Origin of the sequence: Oceanobacillus sp. FSL K6-3682 (genome assembly GCF_037976165.1) — a bacterium.
Lineage (GTDB): Bacteria > Bacillota > Bacilli > Bacillales > Amphibacillaceae > Oceanobacillus > Oceanobacillus sojae.
On the sequence record NZ_CP150263.1, the window covers coordinates 3,974,189 to 3,993,547 of the forward strand.

The 19,359-nt window shown below is 36.2% G+C and carries 19 protein-coding genes, 1 pseudogene and 1 CRISPR repeat array (1 of these 21 running past the window's edge); of the genes and pseudogenes, 13 read left to right on the plus strand and 7 right to left on the minus strand.

Translation table 11 applies throughout. The annotated features are described in order from the left end of the window. Position 1: 1 nt before the first annotated feature. From MHH51_RS19425 to MHH51_RS19435, 3 genes are all read right to left on the minus strand, one after another. Positions 2-283 (minus strand): PTS sugar transporter subunit IIB, encoded by a 282-nt coding sequence (locus MHH51_RS19425; RefSeq protein ID WP_077601624.1) that lies wholly within the window; start codon positions 281-283, stop codon positions 2-4. Then, positions 283-2,337 carry a BglG family transcription antiterminator gene (locus MHH51_RS19430; protein WP_339283083.1) on the minus strand — a complete coding sequence of 685 codons (2,055 nt, stop codon included), beginning with the start codon at positions 2,335-2,337 and terminating at the stop codon, positions 283-285. Before MHH51_RS19430 ends, MHH51_RS19425 begins: the two co-directional genes overlap by 1 nt. Positions 2,338-2,677: 340 nt before the next feature. After that, entirely contained in the window at positions 2,678-4,090 is a 1,413-nt protein-coding gene (locus tag MHH51_RS19435) for an aminopeptidase P family protein (protein WP_339283085.1), read from the minus strand. A 718-nt stretch (positions 4,091-4,808) separates the two neighbouring features. Between MHH51_RS19435 and MHH51_RS19440 the strand changes: the two genes are divergently transcribed. Next, on the plus strand, positions 4,809-5,546 hold the full coding sequence (locus tag MHH51_RS19440) for a hypothetical protein (protein WP_339283087.1): 738 nt from the start codon (positions 4,809-4,811) through the stop codon (positions 5,544-5,546). 192 nt (positions 5,547-5,738) lie between these two features. On the opposite strand, the pseudogene MHH51_RS19445 reads toward MHH51_RS19440, so the two are convergent. The 3 genes and pseudogenes from MHH51_RS19445 to MHH51_RS19455 form a co-directional block, all read right to left on the minus strand. Continuing rightward, positions 5,739-6,245, minus strand: a pseudogene (locus MHH51_RS19445) (SDR family oxidoreductase); the annotation flags it as partial. An 89-nt stretch (positions 6,246-6,334) separates the two neighbouring features. Further along, the gene (locus tag MHH51_RS19450) at positions 6,335-6,472 is read right to left on the minus strand and encodes a hypothetical protein (RefSeq protein WP_246145098.1); all 138 of its coding nucleotides are present in this window, start codon (positions 6,470-6,472) and stop codon (positions 6,335-6,337) included. 103 nt (positions 6,473-6,575) lie between these two features. After that, a complete protein-coding gene (locus MHH51_RS19455; protein WP_339283088.1) occupies positions 6,576-7,880 on the minus strand; it encodes an acetamidase/formamidase family protein in 1,305 nt (434 codons plus the stop codon). A gap of 247 nt (positions 7,881-8,127) precedes the next feature. On the opposite strand from MHH51_RS19455, the gene MHH51_RS19460 reads away from it, so the two are divergent. The 5 genes from MHH51_RS19460 to MHH51_RS19480 are packed head-to-tail and all read left to right on the plus strand — an operon-like array spanning position 8,128 to position 13,124. Continuing rightward, positions 8,128-10,098 carry a BglG family transcription antiterminator gene (locus MHH51_RS19460; protein ID WP_339283090.1) on the plus strand — a complete coding sequence of 657 codons (1,971 nt, stop codon included), beginning with the start codon at positions 8,128-8,130 and terminating at the stop codon, positions 10,096-10,098. A 15-nt stretch (positions 10,099-10,113) separates the two neighbouring features. Next, on the plus strand, positions 10,114-10,587 hold the full coding sequence (locus tag MHH51_RS19465) for a PTS sugar transporter subunit IIA (protein WP_147210012.1): 474 nt from the start codon (positions 10,114-10,116) through the stop codon (positions 10,585-10,587). Between the two features lie 2 nt (positions 10,588-10,589). Further along, on the plus strand, positions 10,590-10,895 hold the full coding sequence (locus tag MHH51_RS19470) for a PTS fructose transporter subunit IIB (RefSeq protein WP_147210011.1): 306 nt from the start codon (positions 10,590-10,592) through the stop codon (positions 10,893-10,895). Between the two features lie 17 nt (positions 10,896-10,912). After that, positions 10,913-11,923 carry a PTS fructose transporter subunit IIC gene (locus tag MHH51_RS19475; protein ID WP_339283092.1) on the plus strand — a complete coding sequence of 337 codons (1,011 nt, stop codon included), beginning with the start codon at positions 10,913-10,915 and terminating at the stop codon, positions 11,921-11,923. A gap of 19 nt (positions 11,924-11,942) precedes the next feature. Next, positions 11,943-13,124, plus strand: coding sequence for a MalY/PatB family protein (locus MHH51_RS19480; RefSeq protein ID WP_339283094.1), 1,182 nt, complete (start codon positions 11,943-11,945; stop codon positions 13,122-13,124). A 10-nt stretch (positions 13,125-13,134) separates the two neighbouring features. On the opposite strand, the gene MHH51_RS19485 is transcribed toward MHH51_RS19480, so the two are convergent. Beyond that, positions 13,135-13,488, minus strand: a complete 354-nt coding sequence (locus MHH51_RS19485) for a hypothetical protein (RefSeq protein WP_339283096.1) — start codon at positions 13,486-13,488, stop codon at positions 13,135-13,137. 197 nt (positions 13,489-13,685) lie between these two features. Between MHH51_RS19485 and murQ the strand changes: the two genes are divergently transcribed. From murQ to cas2, 7 genes are read left to right on the plus strand one after another with little or no spacing between them, the layout of a single operon-like run. Next, positions 13,686-14,573, plus strand: coding sequence for an N-acetylmuramic acid 6-phosphate etherase (gene murQ / locus MHH51_RS19490; RefSeq protein WP_339283098.1), 888 nt, complete (start codon positions 13,686-13,688; stop codon positions 14,571-14,573). A 2-nt stretch (positions 14,574-14,575) separates the two neighbouring features. Beyond that, positions 14,576-14,953: a PTS fructose transporter subunit IIA gene (locus MHH51_RS19495; RefSeq protein ID WP_339283100.1), complete on the plus strand. Its 378-nt coding sequence runs from the start codon at positions 14,576-14,578 to the stop codon at positions 14,951-14,953. A 57-nt stretch (positions 14,954-15,010) separates the two neighbouring features. After that, positions 15,011-15,478: a PTS sugar transporter subunit IIB gene (locus tag MHH51_RS19500; protein WP_147210006.1), complete on the plus strand. Its 468-nt coding sequence runs from the start codon at positions 15,011-15,013 to the stop codon at positions 15,476-15,478. Positions 15,479-15,495: 17 nt separating this feature from the next. After that, positions 15,496-17,073: a PTS system mannose/fructose/sorbose family transporter subunit IID gene (locus tag MHH51_RS19505; RefSeq protein ID WP_156985057.1), complete on the plus strand. Its 1,578-nt coding sequence runs from the start codon at positions 15,496-15,498 to the stop codon at positions 17,071-17,073. Between the two features lie 15 nt (positions 17,074-17,088). Then, complete coding sequence (locus MHH51_RS19510) at positions 17,089-17,796, plus strand: N-acetylmannosamine-6-phosphate 2-epimerase (RefSeq protein WP_147210004.1); 708 nt, start codon at positions 17,089-17,091, stop codon at positions 17,794-17,796. Between the two features lie 12 nt (positions 17,797-17,808). After that, positions 17,809-18,660 (plus strand): MurR/RpiR family transcriptional regulator, encoded by an 852-nt coding sequence (locus MHH51_RS19515; protein ID WP_339283103.1) that lies wholly within the window; start codon positions 17,809-17,811, stop codon positions 18,658-18,660. A 48-nt stretch (positions 18,661-18,708) separates the two neighbouring features. Then, on the plus strand, positions 18,709-18,999 hold the full coding sequence (gene cas2 / locus MHH51_RS19520; protein ID WP_339283104.1) for a CRISPR-associated endonuclease Cas2: 291 nt from the start codon (positions 18,709-18,711) through the stop codon (positions 18,997-18,999). Between the two features lie 184 nt (positions 19,000-19,183). Next, positions 19,184-19,359: direct repeats of the CRISPR family, unit length 32 nt; unit sequence TTCGCACTCTATATGGGTGCGTGGATTGAAAT (it continues 1,042 nt past the right edge of the window).

Genomic DNA, 19,359 nt, shown 5'->3' on the forward strand with positions numbered 1-19,359 from the left:
GTTACTCTTTTACTTCTTCCAGATACTTCTCAATTTTGCTTTTTATTTCTTCCTTATTCATTAAATTTTTAATTCCGATAACATATTTAACTTTGTCTTCTACGTCTGGTACTAAATCCTCCAGAGTTATCAATAAGTCTCCCGAAAACTGACTAACTGCGCTCATCGTGTCATGGGTAACGTTAAATGGAAAATTATTTTCCTTTACTACCTGACTTACCTTTATTTTCAACATCGTACTGCTTCCCATCCCTGTTCGGCATGCTACTAATATTTCTCTCATTACATTTCCAGCTCCTTTTCACATTTCTTTATAAAATCAACAACTTCTTTGGAATCAACAGAACGATCCAACTTACTGTAAAACTCTTTCTTATCCAACAACTGAACCAGATTCGACATAGCTCTTAAATGCGTAGAGTTATCGACGGCACATAAACAAAATACATATTTTACGGGGTCATTTTCTTTGTTTCCAAATTTGATCGGCTTGGATAAAGTAATCATACTGATAGCCAGATCCTTTACCCCTTCTTCTGGCCTTGCATGTGGTAAAGCTACATTTTTTGTAATAACAATATATGATCCATTTCCTTCCGCTGAATCAATCATTGCTTGCACATAATTAGCAGATGCTTTATTATTGGCAATCAAAAGCTCGCCGCCTTTTCTAATCGCATCTCTCCAGTCAGTAGCTTCAATATTCAACTGAATGAGTGGTTCAGTCATAATATCGCTCAACATCGGAAGTCTCCTTTTCTTATCAAAGATTAAATAATTAGCAGTGATATTACTTAATGCTTTATTCAGGTTTAATGGATCCTTAATCTCGCTGTAATTACTAATAATTTTGGTCAGTTCTTTTACAATGGAACTATTATCAATACAAACACTTTTATTACTCCACCTGTAGAAATTTTTCACCAGATTTTCCTTTTCAATATCCGTCATCACGGGACTGGCGATAAAAACAGGCTTGGAGCTTTTTATTAACCTTGTAGAAAAAATAACATCTACATTATCGCTGATAGTCTCCAGCTCATTAAGTGAGAATGGTTGAAGAAACTTAATTTCTGGAAAAAGATTAGTCAGCTCATTATAGAGAATCAGCGATAACCCTGTTCCATTTGGGCATACAACCGCTGCTGTATACGCATATATTTTTTTCGTTTTCTTATCTTTCATCAGTGTTGCGAAATGTATCGTTAAATAGGCTATTTCATCGTCAGATACCATTTTTCCATTGGGCAGATAAGAAGATTCAAACAAATCTTTTAATATTTTGAATAAAAAGCTATACTGCTCTTGAATTTTTCTCTTTAATGGATTGATTATCGGATATTGAAATAAGATACGATAATACGCCGGCCTTAAATGATAATAAATCTGTTTGAATGCGCTTTCTTTATCTCCAATATCTATCCCATAGGTTGTTTCCAACTTAGTGATAATCTCAAATAAAAAATCCTTCAGCAAATAGTAATCGTTCGTTTTTTGACTTATTTGAACAGAAGAAAAAGATAGCATTAAGGATGTAAAAAATGCTGCATAATCCTCTTGGCTCTCATGAATAAAGTTCAGATTGGATAAAATCTCCCGGGCAATTTTATATTCATCATAACGATGAAATTCAAATTGGTTATCCATTTCAATCCACTTTTGCGTATTATTTTTCCTAATAAAAACAAAAGCGATGATATAACATATCTCCAAAAAATTATTATCAGACAGAATGATTTGATGCTCTTGAAAATACCTGCTGCAAACACAAGTAATCTCTTCAAATATCTCCTCATCTAAAACAAAATCCAGAAGTTCTCTATTCGTCCCTTTAAAAATAATTTCTACAATGAACATGATAAGAACATTTCGTATATCTTGTTCATTTCCGTTAATGTAATAACCATTTTTTCTGGAATAGGAAATCTCCAAAAAGTATTCTTTCAGGTTAGCGGATAATTTTTTTAGATCATCATTTACTGTACCTCTGCTTACATCCACGACGTCTATTAAATGCAGCAGAGAAATCTCTTCATTTTGCATAAATAAATAGAAAAAAATGATACATTTTCTTTCTTCTTCATTTAAAGTGCCCTTTATATCCTTTTTTTCTAAAATGCTCAATATTTCATTCGCATCTCCAGGAAAACTCAAGCCTTTTTGCTGATCCTTCTTGATTTCTTGTAAATTATTCGTTTTCAGCCAATAATTGATTTTCTCTAAATCATAAGCAATTTTCCTCCTTGTCAATGAGGTTCTTAATTCCAGTTCTTTAATTGTAATCTTGGGGTTGCCTAAAATGGTTTCCATAATGTCAATTGACCTTCGCTCGAGCATTAAGCATCCCTCCTAATTTCATGTTATTATCAACCGCTTTCATTTACAATTACATTTCCGTTCAATGTTTGTACGCGTAATGAACAAAAACTATATTTATTAAATGACATAATTCATAATGAAGAACGTTATTAAGGGAAATGAAATAGCCTGAGACCGTTAGAATGAATCTATCGGTTTCAGGCTATTACGTAAGTTTTTTATTGTTTACATTACTTCTTTCCCCAAAAATTTTTATCATATTTGTTACTTACTTTATAATTACAGCTAACCTTTAAATGGCTTTCTATTCTGCTCTACTGTACTTAAATATTTCGCACAAACTATTGATTGTTCAATATCATCTGCTATGGTCATAATGAAACGCAAGCTTTTTATTCAAAAGATACGGGCGCAGGTAAGCAACCGTACTGCATAACGGTAAAACATTTTCGCTTAGATTGATTCCAAGTATCTCTTTTATATACTTTTGCCTTTTAATGATTCTTTCCCAAAGTGCTGGATATTCGTCTCTAATCTCCTGCTTTAACGACTCATCAGCTAGAGCTACGGTGCTTTCAACCGAGACCCCGTCATATCCCGCAACACGAGGGATAATATCTGTCTGAAAAATCATTCCGCTTTTGATTAATTCATCTGAATTCTTATATATAGGTGATGATAGCCATTCTTCATCTGCTGTCAAATGCCCCGGGCATAATCCCCAATGATATTCTTCCTGCGGCAATACCTGATTAACCAAATTATACAATTCTCCACCTGTCATCCCAACTTGAATATTCTCCAGCCAGGCTGTAATTGCGGTATAATATGGCGCTGCCAAATCTTCCACATAATCTTTTTTGCTATCTGGCAATTCAGAGCTATCCATTACAGCATATCCAGATCTGCTCGATAATCCGCCTTTGTATCCTACTGTTAAAGAGATTGCATCTCCTAACTTTACCTTTTCTGGAGTTGGATATAGATTACCGTTTTCGAATCTTTCACCTGTTGATGCGATCGTTACGACATTATTTCTTTGACCGTAAGCATGGAGCTCATTTCCTAATTGCATCTCAGAAATACCAAGCTCCAGTTTGTCCATTGTTCGTAAAACACAATCTGAGGCCAGCGATGCTCCAAATTCATAATGCGCAATTTCATTAGCACTATTCACCCTTCGCACGCCACGTTCCCCGGCAATGAATATATCTGTTTTATTAGTAATGGAACCTTCCTTTTCAATAATTTCCCTTACAGCATCTACGATAAAAGAAGGTATATCAAATAGAGTTTGGTTATCCTCGACGCTGCTGGTAAAATGCTTCCAGCCTGCCATTCCAATTTTCATTGCCTTCTTCATTCCAGCTTCCTGAAGAGCACTTGAAATGGTATTGTGAGGTTCCATAGGCTGGTTAGGCAAGGAAAAGTGTGGACAGTGAATTCCCTGCGCCGAAATTCTTGAATATTGTACTTTATTATAATTTTCATTTCCCAAAATCAGAAAAGCATCTCCGTTAGAATGAAGGACCAGTAAAGCCTCTTCAAATCTGGGAATAAAACCAACTAAATATTCAAAATTTCCGCCATGTTCCACATCTGCATAAATCAGTAATGCATCCAAATCATTCCGCTGCATCTCTTGTAAAACCTTTTCTCTTCGCAGTTGCATCGTTTTATCATCTATCATTATCGGTGTTTCTGTGCAATCAGGAGCGGGGGCATCCATTTCTATCAATTGCGCATTTTTATAATTATATTGCTGTGTCATATTCCTTCCCTCCAATTTATATGTGTTTCCAATTATTCTACTTGATAATTGGAGAAATAGACACTTATTCTGTTAATCTTTTAAAAACGGTGATTATCTTATTCCTTAACAACATATTCAGTTTTTCCTAAATATTATATAGGACGCATCACATACACCTGAAACAAGTAGAGTTTTCAAAACAATGAACTTCAACAATACCCTCCCTCCATAGTTTCAGTCATTACTTTTACCGAGTATTTATAACCTTTGTCATTCATTTACTTTTGTTGAATGACAAATCAGCTAATAATCGTTATCTTCCCAATAACATGACAGCCCATTGTTCTATTAATTTAAGAAAATTTTACAAAAACATTACTAATATGTTACATTATTTATAATAGTTACTATTTAATAAAAAATTTTATAAAGTAAGTATTGCTTTATAAACGAATGCTTTTTTAATACATATTAAAAAGAGAGGAAGTGAAAAGAAAGCGTTTAACATACAACTGTTGCTTTGTTCCTTTTATTTTGGTAAAACTCTATTGATTTTACCGCAGATGCCCTGAAAGAAATAACATATCATGCTACATCTATTTTTGGATTAGTGCGTAAGCAACAGCTGCACTTACAAGTATAAATTAATCGATAAATACTGTTGCGCCGTAAACTAATTGCTGATTGTCATAATATTACATATTAAATACACTGGACTTTTAATGGAGGTATAACTATGGATACTCTACTCGTATTATCAATGATTTTTATATTATCAAGCTTAGCCATCTATACTTTATCGCATCCATCATCCAAAGGGAAAATGAAGAAAAAGCTTCTCCCCGTATTAGCGTTTGCTATGCTTCTCACTGTTTTAAGCGGGTGCGGTACTGAAGGTACTGATAATGCTGCGGACTTAGATAAAGAAATAGAAAAGAATGAGGAATTAACTGCTGAAATTGAAGAATTAGAAAATGCTAATTCCACCCTTCAAGAAGAATATGATGATTTACAAAGTCAGGTTGGCGAATTAAAAGAGGAAAATGAAAAGTTAGAAGATTATGAGGAAATTAAAGAAGAAAATGAATCGCTGTCTGAGGAAATTACTGCACTCAAAGAAGAAAACGAAAAATTAGAAGATTATGAGGCAATTAAGGAAGAAAATGAATCACTATCTGAGGAAATCGCTGCATTAAAAGAAAGCAATAGTGAATTACAACAGCAGCTGGAAGCAAGCCAAGAAGCTGGCAGTTCCAGTAATTCCACTGCAGACGCTTCAGAGACCTCTGAAGAAGACTCTGCTGATGACAGTACATCGCAGGCAGTTGAAGGTGATTGTAACATTAAAGGAAGTAAATCCGGAATCTACCATACGCCTGGCAGCACCTACTATGATCGAACAACAAATGTCGTTGAATGGTTTTGTTCAGAATCAGAAGCTCAAGATGCTGGATATAGAGCGCCAAAAAATTAAATTGAATAAGAAAAACCTGCAATATAAGAACATCTAAATAATTGATTTAATGGTCACATCAGGTAAAAAGACACCTCTCCTATTTGGTATAAATGATTTATCTGGAGTCAAAACCAAAACAGAAGAGGTGTCTTTTTATGGAAGCGGGTGATGGTTTAAATATAAATAATCACTATCTACATTCTTACACCATCAATTCAATACATATCCCGCATCCACATATAAATTCTGCCCTGTAACATTTTTTGCATAATCGGAACAAAAAAATATGCAGGATTTTGCCACATCATCGTCTATTGGAAAGCGGCGGAGAGCCATTTTATCTTTCACTGGTTTTGTTACTTCCTCCAGAGTGAGATCATATTGATCTGCCTGTGCCTGAAAGGCCGATTCCAATACTGGACCCCATTTAAATCCCAGTGCAACATTATTTACTCTTATCCCTAAAGGCCCCAGCTCTTTAGATAAATAATGCGTTGCTGTTTTCAATGCTCCTTTTCCAATACCATAACTCAGTTGTAAAAAATCCTCGCTTGGGATGGCAGCAGAAGCAGAACCGATAAACACTACTGCCCCACCCTCATCTTTTTTCAAATAAGGAACAGCTTCCTGTACTAAATGTAATGTACCTTTGATATTTATTTCCGATACTTTATCCCAATCCTCTAAATTGTTATCCAATAATCCGCCCATTGTATTATCATAAGCAGCAACCTAGATTACTCCATCAAGGCGGTTAAATTTTTCATAACCAGCTTTTATTAAATCTGCGTTACTCTGCTTATCTGCTAAATTAAGATGCTGTGCAAAGGTTCGCTTTCCTGATGGATCAATTGCTGTATTTCCAGCAATTGATCCTCTATTAAATCTCCCATAATAACAGATCCGCCCTCATCAAGAATATTTCTGGCGACATCCCTCCCCAATCCACGGCCCCACACCAGCAACTAAAATTACTTTATTATTTAGCAGTCCCATTACTATCCCACTTTTTTAAATGTATTATTATAGATTCGTTTATACATCAATCTATAAATGATAATGTTTCATAGCAATTTCACTCAGCCCCGCATCTTCAAGTGCTGACAGCGGTGCTAAAAATGTAACTGTCACAACCCCAGGATTGCGCCCAATATCAATAGACCCTGTAACAGTCGCGCGGTTCATAACTTCTGGAACACTCATCCCAAGTACGGAAGCTGCGCGCGTTAAACCATTATCCGTCGCTTCATTTAAATCTGCGCCAGTTCCAATAAATGATACAGGAGCAGTCTCCTCAATTTCTTCAAAACCATATGCTTTAGCAACCTTTAAAGCTTCAGACTTTTCCCGTTCAGATAACGGCTTTGCATTATATGGAAGATCCTCCTCAACCGGCAGTAAAATAGGCCCGTCAATCTTAATTCCTTTTAGCAATTTTATCTTTAACGTAGCAATTCCAGAAACATCCGTTGTATGCCCGGCAATTTCACCATTTCCCTGCATCGCATGCATATCTCCAAGATAAATACCGCCGCCTTCCGTTTTTACAGGACAAATTAAAACTGCCCCTTCCCGAACCCGATTAATATCCATGTGTCCATCTGTACGCTCTTCCAGCTGTTCCTTCGTTATACCGTAATCATGGGGAGCATCCAGTAAAAATTGACCAAAGTCTCCTGCATTATGAGAATCCGGCATAGCCCTGGCCGGTGTTGTTCCAATTTGTCCTAAAAAAGGACGTACCCTGGCGACCATGCCTACAATGTCATGAGGAGCCACAGATACGATTGGATTTTGCACAGAATGCTCAGGTGTGCACATGTTTTTACGTCCGTCTTTTCCTGCTGCTTCAGCTGCTTCTTTTGGCAGAGTAACTCCTATTGTTCTATCATCATCAAAAGCAATGCTGTATCCGTTCGTGAACTGAAAAGGAGTAACTGCTGCTCCACAATTTGAACATCGTACTGCTTCTGATCCGACATCTTCTATAACCGTATCCGGGTTCACGATCCCACATTCAGGGCACTTCGCGTCCACAAATGGATCGGAAATAAAATGACCTTCTACAGTGCGGTCATTACCGGAAGCAGTAACCATAGATGTTACTTGAATAGAAGAAATATGAATAGCAACTGCATCCCCAACCTCTGCTCCTTCAACATAAACCGGCTGTGTCACTTCATGCCCGCCTTGAAGAGATGGCGTAATCATCGGACCCCAGCATCCAGGTGCTGTATTAGCAATAATATATCCGCCGTCCTTTACAGGCCCAAGCATTGCTTTTTCTGGATCCAGAATTCCATCCGTAAACGTATTCACATAGACAATCTGCTTTGCTGGCTCATTTTTCATTTTGATCTCCTCCTTAATTATATTGTAAGCATTTTCATAAAATTGCACAAAGGAATAACTTCATATTACTATAACTCAGTTAACTATATTGTATAATAAATTCGTAATCGGGTTTGTTAAAGTCTCTGCTTCTTTATCTTCCCTCCATTCCTTCCTCTTTAAGTAACTCATTTCCTCTACCTAACGGAAAAAGACTCCCTGTGCACCTTTAGATTCGTTAACTAAAATAAAATTAGGGGGATACAAAATGTCCTTACACTTAACTTTAAGAATGGCAGAAATAATTAAGATACTCTCTTCAGCAAATGAGTTTATCACAAGTGATACGCTCGCATTGAAATTGGGGGTGACATCAAGAACGATACGTGAAGATATCAAAACAATAAATTATAAAATGAAAGAATTCAAAACAGAAATTGTATCCAAAAAGAGTAAAGGCTATAAAATAACTGCCGAATCTGAAGACCAGCTTAAAAAATTACTTTATGAAGTCGAAGCAGAAAATGCTCTATTTAATAATACGTCCGTTACTGTCACACCTGAGGATAGAGTACAATTCATTATCAAAAGACTTTTATATTCTAATAAAAGCATAAAAATTGAATCATTTATGGATGAGTTGTATGTAAGTGAATCAACGATTAAGAATGATTTGAAGAGAATAAAACAGGTTTTAAACAGCTATAACATTAAAATAGTTAAAGACCATCAGGGAATTAAAGCAGATGGAAATGAAGTTAATAAACGATTCTGCATTTCTGATTACTTTATACACAGTGAAGAATTTGATAACCGTTTGATTCTTAAACTCATCAATAGCTTTGGTTATTACTTCTTTGAGGATGATATAGATAAAATTAAAAAAATAATCCTCGATGAATTAAATAGAAATGATATGGAGGTCATGGATGATACCTTAAATAAAATCGTCATCCATATCATGATTGCTATCGGCAGAATTAAAAGCGGCCAGCATATCAGCTCTATCAACCATATAGAATTTCTCAAAAAGGAGAATGAATACAGAATAGCTGAAAAGATTAATAAATCTATTGAAACACTTTATGATATCCAGAATCCTGAACAGGAAATTGAGTATGTTGCTTTACATTTAGTTGGCAATAGATTAGGTAAAAAAGGAGAAATATCTTTTCCAAATCTGAAATTATATTTAGGCAAAGAAATCTTCCAATTAACGATGGAGATCATGGAACAAACGAAAATTGGCTTGAAGAGCCTGCATATCGACGAGGATGAAGAATTATTTTATAGTCTCGGTCTGCACTTGAAGCAATTAGTAACAAGACTCACTTTTAATATGAATATCAGAAATCCGATGATTGATGAAATTAAAATTAAATATCCTCTTGCGTTTGAAACAGGTGTTATTGCAGCACATTGTGTAGAAAAAGCTACAGGTTTCCAGGTAAATCAAAATGAAATCGGTTTTTTAGCTTTACATTTGGGGGCTGCTATTGAAAGACAACGGATAAAATATGTTTCCAAGAAGAAAATCGCGTTAGTATGTGCTTCAGGGATGGCAACGTCAGAGCTGCTTCTAACAAAGCTGTCTCACGTTTTGGGTAACAGCTATAACCTTACCGGCGTATATGCTCTGCATCAATTGGATGAACTTCTGAAGCAAAAACCCGACTTTATTTTGACGACTGTTCCCATTGAAAGGCATCTGGAAATACCGGTTGTACATGTACCGTCTATTTTGGATGATAAGGATATTATAAAAGTACAGAATACATTAAAGGAAATACATAACAAAAATAAAGTCATCCAACCATTTTTTCGCAGAGAACTATTTTTCCAGAATTTAAAACCAGAAACAAAAATGGAGATGCTGGAAACAATGACAGAAGCGATGATTCACCAGGGTTATATAGAAAAAGAAACCCGGGATTCTATTATGGAACGTGAACGAATATCTCCAACCTCCATTGGAAATATGGTCGCCATTCCCCACCCGCTGCATATGCTTTCCAGCCAATCATTTATCTGCACTGCAGTATTGGAGAAACCATTAAAATGGTCAGAGGCAGAGGAAGTCCAATTAGTGATGATTATCGTTTTGGAAAAAAGACTCCAGACAAAATTTCAGGAGATATTCGAATCTTTGTATGAAATTATTCAGTCACCTGATAATGTAAAAAAACTATGTTTATCTAAAAATTATGACGCATTCTTAGACATTATTGAGTCTATTTAGTTAGGAGAATCATCTATGAATAAATCAGAATTAATAAATGACAGTTTAATTGAGCTTAATGTCGAAGCACAATCAAAAGAAGAAGCTTTGAAAAAAGTTGCCGATCTTGTTTTGAAAGCCGGATGCGTAAAAAGTGCAGCAGCTTATTACCATGGAATGATGGAAAGAGAAAAAAACTCCACAACCGGGTTTGGCAGCGGAATTGCAATCCCTCATGCAAAAATGGAAGAGGTGGTCCAGCCCGCTATCTGCGTAATAACACTAAAAGATGCTATTGATTGGAAAGCAATGGATGATAAACCAGTACAGCTATTGATAGCATTAGCTGTTCCAACCGAACATGAAGGAAGCTTTCACTTGAAATTATTAGCAACGTTATCAGAGAACTTGATGGAGGACCATTTCGTCCAGTCATTGCTTTCAGCAAGAACAAAACATGAAATTCTTACAACCATTACGGGTATTTTCACAGACAAAGGAGAGGTTTAATAATGAATATTTTAGCAGTAACTGCATGTCCAGCCGGGGTTGCGCATACGTATATGGCAAAAAAAGGATTAGAAAAAGCAGCCAAAAAGCTGGGTCACAAAATAAAAGTAGAAACGCAAGGCTCCATGGGAATTGAAAATGAAATCAAGGAAAAAGATATAGAAAAAGCTGATTTAGTCATTTGGGCAATTGATACAAAGATCGAAAAAGCAAATAGATTTGATGGCAAAAGCATTCACGAAGTCCCTGTTGCAGCAGCAGTTAAAAATGCTGCAAAGGTCATTGATGACGCAATAGCCAAACAATAAAAACAGGAGTGAGACCTATGTGGAACACAGCTAAAAAACATCTGATGACCGGGGTTTCTTATATGATTCCTATTGTCGTCGCTGGCGGTATATTACTTTCATTAGGAGTAATCATTGGTGAAGAAACAATGATAGGCGAAAAGTTAGCTGACTATGGAGTATGGGTTTTAGGTTTAATGGTTCCAATGATTGCAGGTTATATTTCCTATTCCATTGCGGACAGGCCCGGGATTGCAGTTGGTTTAGCGAGTGGTGTATTTGCAGCTGAGCTTGGTACCGGATATATCGGCGGTATTTTAGTCGGATTCTTTGCAGGGTGGATTACCAACCAGTTAAAGAAAATACCGTTGCATCCAAACATAGCAGTAATCAAGCCGATTATGATTATCCCCGTACTTGGTATTGGCGCATCAGCCATTTTTATGACAATTATTTCGTTACCTTTAGCTCCAGCAATGACTGGCTTGGAAAACTGGCTAAATTCTATGGAAGGCAATAATCTATTAATCTTAGGATTTATAATTGCAGCAATGATGGCATTTGATATGGGCGGTCCAGTTAATAAAATTGCTCTGGCATTCTGTTACGCTACACTGGCTGAAGGGATTTACGCCCCTATGGCAGCATGCTGGATTGGCATTATGGGGGCGCCGCTCGGTTTATCTTTAGCAACACTGCTCTTCCCTAATAAGTTCTCAAAATCTGAGAAAACCAACGCTATTCCAGCCGCATTGATGGGAACATTAGGAATTACAGAAGGAGCAATTCCCTATGCAGTAGCTACACCTTTAAAAGTAATCCCTGTCATTACTATTGGTTCTGGTATCGGCGGCGGTATTGCATTAATACTTGGAGCACAATCTCCAATTCCTGCAGCAATCGGGATCTGGGGGCTGCCATTTGTTAATGGTCCATTTATGTTATTAATCGGTCTGTTTATTGCCGTAATCATTATTGCATTAGCAGTAGGATTTTTGCGTAAGGAGAGCGATGTAGAAGAATCAGAAGATACAGAGCTATCATTTTAATTATCCAGGAGGTGCTTTTTTGACTATTCCATTTGATAAGGTCATTAATCGAAAAGGAACCTATAGCACACAATGGGATTTCGCCAAAGATCGTTTCGGTAAAAGTGATGTACTCCCTTTTTCCATATCAGATATGGATTTTCAAAGTCCGCCTGAGATTTTACAGGCAATAGAAGAATATGCAGCACATGGGATATTTGGCTATACAAGGTGGAATCACAATGCATATAAATCAGCCGTCACCTATTGGTTCAAATCTCGTTTTACTGCGGATATTCCTGCTGATTGGATTGTTTATAGCCCAAGTGTTATTTATTCTATTTCCAAATTAATTGGAATTCTAACAGAGGAAGACGATCAAATCATCCTGCAGACTCCCGGATACGATGCTTTTTTCAAACAGGTATCTGCTTCTAATAGGGAATTTGTCAAGAATCCGCTGCTTTATAGAGATGGCTCGTACTCTATCGATTTTGATTTGTTAGAAAAGCAGCTCTCCAGTCCCAAGGTAAAAGTGCTGCTTTTCTGTAATCCGCATAATCCTACCGGGAGAGCCTGGAATCATAATGAACTGCAGCATATTATCAAACTTTGCGAAAAACACCAGGTAAAAATTATTTCCGATGATATTCATATGGACATTGTTTATCAAAATCACAGTTATGTACCTATCACCAGTATAGCGAGGAATCCGGACAATGTATTTATCTGCACCTCTGCCAGTAAGACATTTAATACGCCAAGCTTAGGCGGCTCATATGCATTCATCCCGGATGAAAAAGTAAGAGAACAATTTTTGACGATCATGAAGGAGCGCGATGGCTTATCAAGTGCATCTATATTCGGCCTGCTTTCTATTATTAAAGGATATAATCATTCTGCATATTGGGTTGATAATCTGGTGGACTACCTGTATGAAAATATGAACCTTGTATCTTCTTTTATCCAAAGCCAGCTTCCGGAGATAACATTTAAGATCCCGGAATCCACATACCTTGCATGGATGGACTGCTCAAACCTGCAAGCATCCGATGATGAAATTCAGCATGCTTTAGTAAATACCGGTAATGTAGGAATTATGTCCGGCAGCGTCTACCATGTAAACAAAGGAAAGTTCCTGCGGATGAATGTTGGGTGTCCACGCAGCAAGCTGGTAGATGGATTGGAAAGATTGGAGAAAGCTATTAAAATAGTTAACTAGGTTAGAAATGTTACATTGTGTTTGCTTCAGTAGGATTGGTTAAATAAAATATAAAAGTCATGAGCTTCTTCCTTAACTGACAGCTCATGACTTTTATTATTTTAAGAACTATTTCAGAGACTATTGCAAGCATATCTATTAGCTGTTTCGAGTTACGAACACTATAATCAACAAAAATATACCGAAACAGCAAATCCCTCGTAGACTCCCCTTCAATTTCAGGATTAGTTAAAAAATATTCCACAATTTCCTCTTTTGTAATGCCAATCTCTTTTAAACCACGGGAAATCATAGATAAATAGGATTGAGGCGGGGCGGTAAATTCATACGTTCCCATTACATCTGGACTTGTAAATGTAAACATTGGCGCCCCATTTACTTTCTTCCTTAATTATATCGTGAACCCTTTCATTAGCTCGTACAAAGGAAATAATCTTTCTTTTATAATTATACTTAAAACAATAATTGCATAAAGTTTCATTAAAATTAAAACAAATATTGAAATTAAATTTCATAAATGCTATTCTATTATTAATAAAAATTCAAAAAGGAGGAGAAAAATTGGAACAGCTTTTAACAGAAAGGCGTAATAACCGGACGAAAAATCTCGATCAATGCAGTACGATTGAAATTATTCAATTAATGAATGAAGAAGAAAAGACAGTCGATCTTGCAATTAAAAACCAAGAAAAGAATATCGAAACTGTAATTACTGAAATTACGAAATGCCTTGAGCAAAAAGGCCGGTTAATTTATGTAGGCGCTGGAACGAGCGGCCGTCTTGGCGTTTTAGACGCGGCTGAATGTATTCCAACCTTTGGTGTATCTAAAGATCAGGTAATTGGCGTTTTAGCTGGAGGAAATAAAGCATTTGTCGAAGCAATAGAAGGAGTTGAAGATGACTTTGATCAAGGAAGCATCGATTTGGAAGCGCTTAAAATATTCAACAAGGATATTGTTGTAGGAATTGCTGCAAGCGGACGAACACCTTATGTTTTAGGAGCTTTAAATTATGCGAAAGAAAAGAATGCACAAACTGTAGCATTAGCATGTAATAAAGACTCAGAAATAGGAAGATGCGCTCAACTGAAAATTGAATTAGATGTCGGACCGGAAGTACTTTCTGGTTCTACAAGATTAAAATCGGGCACAGCTCAGAAAAAAGTTTTAAATATGCTGTCTACTATTTCAATGATTCGTATTGGAAAAGTATATGAAAACTTGATGGTTGATGTAAAGGCAACCAATAAAAAATTAAAAAGAAGAGCTGAACGTATTTTGAGTACAGTTGGAGAAATCTCCCTGGAAGAAGCACAGCAAATTTTATCAAGAACAGATTATCAGTTGAAGCTGGCTATCATTATGGTTAAGAAAAATCTAGGAATGACAGAAGCAGAACAGTTGCTTGCTTCTGCAAATGGATTTCTTAGAACAGCATTGGAGGACTAAATATGAGGCAGATTATTTTAGCAGGACATGGGGATGGATGTTTAGGAATGAAACAATCCACAGAAATGATCTTAGGAGAACAAACTCATTTACATGCCGTAAATCTGAGTTCATCTGAAAATGCACAAGATTATCATAAACGACTTCATTCACTGATAGAGAAAGGTAGAGAGAATGGCATTAATGAATTTTGGATATTAACAGATATTAAAGGAGGTACACCAGGAAACGTAGCAACTCTGATAGGAAAACAAGAGGAAGGAATTACAGTAATTTCAGGTTATCACCTGGCTATGATTATTACAGCATGCACAGACAGTCATATCACCGCTAATCATTTAATTGAAGAATCCAATAAAATGATTCAAAAAATAATTTAATATAAGATATTCAAAATCTTCTTTTTTTGAACATCTATAGAATAAGGAGGAGCTCGAATGAGTATTGCAGTAACTAGAATAGATGAGAGATTAATCCATGGACAGGTAGCTTATTCATGGTCGGTAGCGTATCAAGTAGAAGAAATTGTCGTAGTAGATGATGTACTGGTGCATGATGAAATGCAAAGAATGTTATTGGAAATGGCTGTTCCAGAGGGAAAGAAGTTTCAATTACTTTCTGTAGAAGAAGCAAGTAATTATTTTAAATCAGAAAATAAATTAAATACATTCTTAGTAGTGAAAGGGCCCCAGACTATCTTGGATTTAGTAAATCAAGGGGTTCATTTTAAGGAAATTAATGTAGGCGGAATGTATTTTAAAGAAGAAAAAGAAGAAATCACGAAAACAGTCTATCTGAATGAAGAAGAAAAAAATATTTTTCGAGATTTAGCTTCAAAGAATATTTATTTGGATGTACGTACAGCTCCCAGTGATAAGTCAATTGACTTAATAAGCAGAATTTAATGGAAGGAGAAGTTTAAATGACATTGATAGCAGCTCTATTGTTGAGTGTTTTAGTAGCCCTTCTCATTACAGAAAATTACGGTTATGGTTATTGGATGATTAGCCGCCCTATTTTTGCTGGTCCATTAATTGGTTTAATTCTTGGAGATTTGCAAACCGGCTTAATTGTCGGTGCAAGTGTCGAGTTAATGTTTATGGGGGTCCTCCCGATTGGCGGATCTGTTCCCCCGAATGCACAAATTGCAGGAATTATCGGTACAATTTATGCTATTCAAGCTGAATCCACAGCTTTAGGAATTACTCTTGCCCTGCCGATTGGAATCTTAGCACAGTTTTTAATCATGTTAGCTTGGAATTTAAATATTTATTTAGTTCATAAATCAGATAAAGCAATTGTCGATGGGAATACAAGAAAGATGGAACTCCTCCACCTGTCCGGGATACTTGTTTTCTTTAGTGTATTTTTTGTATCTTCTTTTCTAGCAATTTACTTTGGCAGCGATTTCGTTAGTCGTATAAATGATGCGTTGCCCGGATGGGTTTCCGGAGGTCTGGAAATTGCCGCAGGTTTACTCCCGGCAATTGGGATGGCTATGCTATTGAAAATGATGGATCTTAAAAAGTTTTGGCCCTTCTTTTTAATTGGTTTTATATTATCTGTTTATTTAGATTTAAATGTTTTAGCTGTATCTTTATTAGGTTTAGGGATAGCAGCTGGTATATCAGTAATCAGTAAATCGAAAGAAAATACGGAAACCTTTACAGCTGCGGATTCAACCTCACAAAATGAGCAAAGCCTTTTGAAGAAAAAAGATCTATGGCGTGTTTTTGTAAGATCATTTTTCAGTATGGCAAGTATCAATTATGAAAGATATATTAGTTTAGGTTTTGGCTATGCGATGGTTCCGGCCCTCAAACGCTTATATTCTGACGAGAGCGAATATAAGTCAGCTTTAAAAAGGCATAATGAATTTTTTAATTGTCATCCATATACTGCAAACGTTGTATTAGGTGTTGCTGCAGCTTTAGAAGAACAGAAAGCACAACAAGGTGTTATTACCGATGAAACAATTGCATCTACGAAAACTGCTTTAATGGGGCCTTTATCTGGTATTGGAGATTCCGTATTTAAAGCAACATTTATGACTATTTTTGCTGCGATAGGTGCTGGATTAGCACTTAACGGAAATATACTAGGTCCAATTCTTTTCATTGTTCCTAATATATTATTAAATGTCTTAACCCGTTATTTTGGCGTTTTTTGGGGATATAAATTCGGTGTCCAGCTCATTGCCAAAATGAAAAGTTCCGATGTAATTCAGAAATTTGTTCAAGGAGCAACAATCGTTGGGATGATGGTTACCGGAGCCATGATTGTGAACTTTGTAAAGATTGAATTAACTGCGGAATGGACGAGTGCCGGAAAAGAAATAATGCTTCAGGAATTGCTTGATCAAATTTTTCCGAGCCTGCTTCCGCTGGTGATTACATTACTATTTTATTTCGCTCTAATTAAAAATAAGAAAGCGATTTATTGGCTGATGCTAATTTGCTTTGCGATTGGTTTAATTGGAAGACTTTTAAACATTATATAATGGAGGAATTGGTTTATGGAGAAAGAAGAGCTATTAAATGCTATCAGAGGCGGCCTGGTGGTTTCCTGCCAGGCACGCCAAGGATGGCCAATGTATGGCACAGACATCATGGTTGCATTTGCTAAAGCTGCCAAACAAGGAGGAGCTGTAGGAATTCGCGCAACAGAGCCTCAAAATATCTCTGCTATAAAAAAAGCAGTGGATTTACCTATTATCGGGATTTACAAACAATGGTTTGAAGGCTTTGATGTCTATATTACACCTACGTATGAAAGTGCAGCTGCTGTTATCGAAGCAGGCGCAGAAATAGTTGCTTTGGATGGAACAAAACGAATCAGACCAAACGGAGAGAATTTAAAAGAAATTATTGCACGTATTCATGATAATTATCCCGATATTTTAGTCATGTCTGATTGTGATAATTTAGAGAGTGCATTATATGCAGAAGAATGTGGGACAGATATTGTTTCTACAACGCTATCGGGGTATACTGAAGAAACAAAGGATCAAAACAGTTTTAACTATGAATTCGTCAGCGCGTTAAAAAATCATGTGAAAGTTCCAATTATAGCCGAAGGTCATATTTCTACACCTGAAGAATTGGTGTCGGCATATAAAAGTGGAGCGGATTCAGTTGTTGTCGGTTCTGCTATTACCAGACCGGAGATTATCACAAAAAGATTTGTTGATAACCTTGAACAATTAAAAAAGAAAACCATCTAGGAGGGAGCCAGTGTGTCCTTGATTGAAAGCTTAAAATCTCAAGAGAATTTTACAAAGATTGAAATGAAAATTGCGAATTATACCTTGAATAATTTAGGCAAGATTTCCAGAATGACCATAAAGGAATATGCCCTTGCTGCTAAAGTTAGTGAAGCAAGTGTTGTCCGCTTTTGTAAGCAGCTGGGAATTAAAGGGTTTCGTGATTTTAAGTTAGAGCTTAATCAGGAACTGACTCTGAAAGAAAATAAAATTGGTTTTAATATTGTTCAAAAAGAACATGCTGATAAGTTATCCATGCGTGACATCTTCTTTAATACGCTGGAGTTGGATAGGCAAGCAGTTGAGCAATTACTTAATACATTGGATTTAAAAAATATTGAGTCCACTGTTTCTGCCATCCAAAAGAGTCATACAGTTGTTACTTATGGTGCGGGTGCATCTGCGATGGTTGCAGAGGATTTAACGCATAAGTTTACTAAGCTTGGAATTAAAGTTTTTTTTAATCGAGATTTCCATTATATGCTCTCTTTAGTTTTAAACATGCAGCCTGGAGATGTATTTATTGCTATTTCCACTACTGGCGAAACACAGGAAATTCTTGAACTTGTTGAACTGGCAAAAGAAAAGGGAGCAATTATTGTTGCTGTTACCACATTGCAGAAATCAACATTAGCTCGTAAAGCTCTGATTCCACTCTATACACCGATGCTGGAAGAATATTTTCGTGTTGCTAATATGGCAACACGAATTTCTCAGCTTGTAGTTGTAGATACATTATATATGAGTCTTTATGTAGAACTGGGAGATCAGATTATTGATCGATTCTATGAACTGAGAGATTCTGTTAATCGTTTTCGCCGTTAAGCAGCAAAAGAAACAAGAATCTTTGAAACATCCCTTCTTAGGTGAAGCATGTTAATCATAGTTATTTATGATGTAAGTACTTCAAGTTCCGGCGGCCAAAAACGACTTTGCAAGGTAGCAAAACTTTGCCAAAGCTATGGTCAGCGCGTGCAAAATTCTGTTTTTGAATGTATTATTAACAGCACACAATATACTATCCTAAAAAATAAACTTCTTGGTATAATTGATATAGATAGAGATAGCATTAGACTTTATCGTTTAGGTGATAACCATCATTCTAAAGTGGAATATTTTAGTATTAAAGACTCTTTAGATTTGGAAGGACCTTTGGTTTTCTGAATATATTAATTAACTTGGTGCTAACCCTAAGCGAACATAAATTACTAGGGAGGTTAGCACCAGTTGATTTAACAGGGTTTTAGCTAATTTTGGTATAGATTCATCCAAATTTCGGAATCAATATTTTAGGTTAGCACTTTTACAGTTATAAACCCTTGCTGTACCTAGGCGTATATTATGCGCTTTCGCACTCTATATGGGTGCGTGGATTGAAATCTCTTTTAGCAAGAGAAGACTTCAACCTGTATTCTTCGCACTCTATATGGGTGCGTGGATTGAAATCAGTAGTTATTGAATCAGCAACAATGCCCTCATTTCGCACTCTATATGGGTGCGTGGATTGAAATTTGCTCAAATACA

Excerpts from the sequence above, each read along its gene's own strand:
- MHH51_RS19425 (WP_077601624.1), bottom strand. The coding sequence starts at position 283 with ATGAGAGAAATATTAGTAGCATGCCGAACAGGGATGGGAAGCAGTACG.
- MHH51_RS19430 (WP_339283083.1), bottom strand. The coding sequence starts at position 2,337 with ATGCTCGAGCGAAGGTCAATTGACATTATGGAAACCATTTTAGGCAAC.
- MHH51_RS19435 (WP_339283085.1), bottom strand. The coding sequence starts at position 4,090 with ATGACACAGCAATATAATTATAAAAATGCGCAATTGATAGAAATGGAT.
- MHH51_RS19440 (WP_339283087.1), top strand. The coding sequence starts at position 4,809 with ATGGATACTCTACTCGTATTATCAATGATTTTTATATTATCAAGCTTA.
- MHH51_RS19455 (WP_339283088.1), bottom strand. The coding sequence starts at position 7,880 with ATGAAAAATGAGCCAGCAAAGCAGATTGTCTATGTGAATACGTTTACG.
- MHH51_RS19460 (WP_339283090.1), top strand. The coding sequence starts at position 8,128 with ATGTCCTTACACTTAACTTTAAGAATGGCAGAAATAATTAAGATACTC.
- MHH51_RS19465 (WP_147210012.1), top strand. The coding sequence starts at position 10,114 with ATGAATAAATCAGAATTAATAAATGACAGTTTAATTGAGCTTAATGTC.
- MHH51_RS19470 (WP_147210011.1), top strand. The coding sequence starts at position 10,590 with ATGAATATTTTAGCAGTAACTGCATGTCCAGCCGGGGTTGCGCATACG.
- MHH51_RS19475 (WP_339283092.1), top strand. The coding sequence starts at position 10,913 with ATGTGGAACACAGCTAAAAAACATCTGATGACCGGGGTTTCTTATATG.
- MHH51_RS19485 (WP_339283096.1), bottom strand. The coding sequence starts at position 13,488 with ATGTTTACATTTACAAGTCCAGATGTAATGGGAACGTATGAATTTACC.
- MHH51_RS19495 (WP_339283100.1), top strand. The coding sequence starts at position 14,576 with ATGAGGCAGATTATTTTAGCAGGACATGGGGATGGATGTTTAGGAATG.
- MHH51_RS19500 (WP_147210006.1), top strand. The coding sequence starts at position 15,011 with ATGAGTATTGCAGTAACTAGAATAGATGAGAGATTAATCCATGGACAG.
- MHH51_RS19505 (WP_156985057.1), top strand. The coding sequence starts at position 15,496 with ATGACATTGATAGCAGCTCTATTGTTGAGTGTTTTAGTAGCCCTTCTC.
- MHH51_RS19510 (WP_147210004.1), top strand. The coding sequence starts at position 17,089 with ATGGAGAAAGAAGAGCTATTAAATGCTATCAGAGGCGGCCTGGTGGTT.
- cas2 (WP_339283104.1), top strand. The coding sequence starts at position 18,709 with ATGTTAATCATAGTTATTTATGATGTAAGTACTTCAAGTTCCGGCGGC.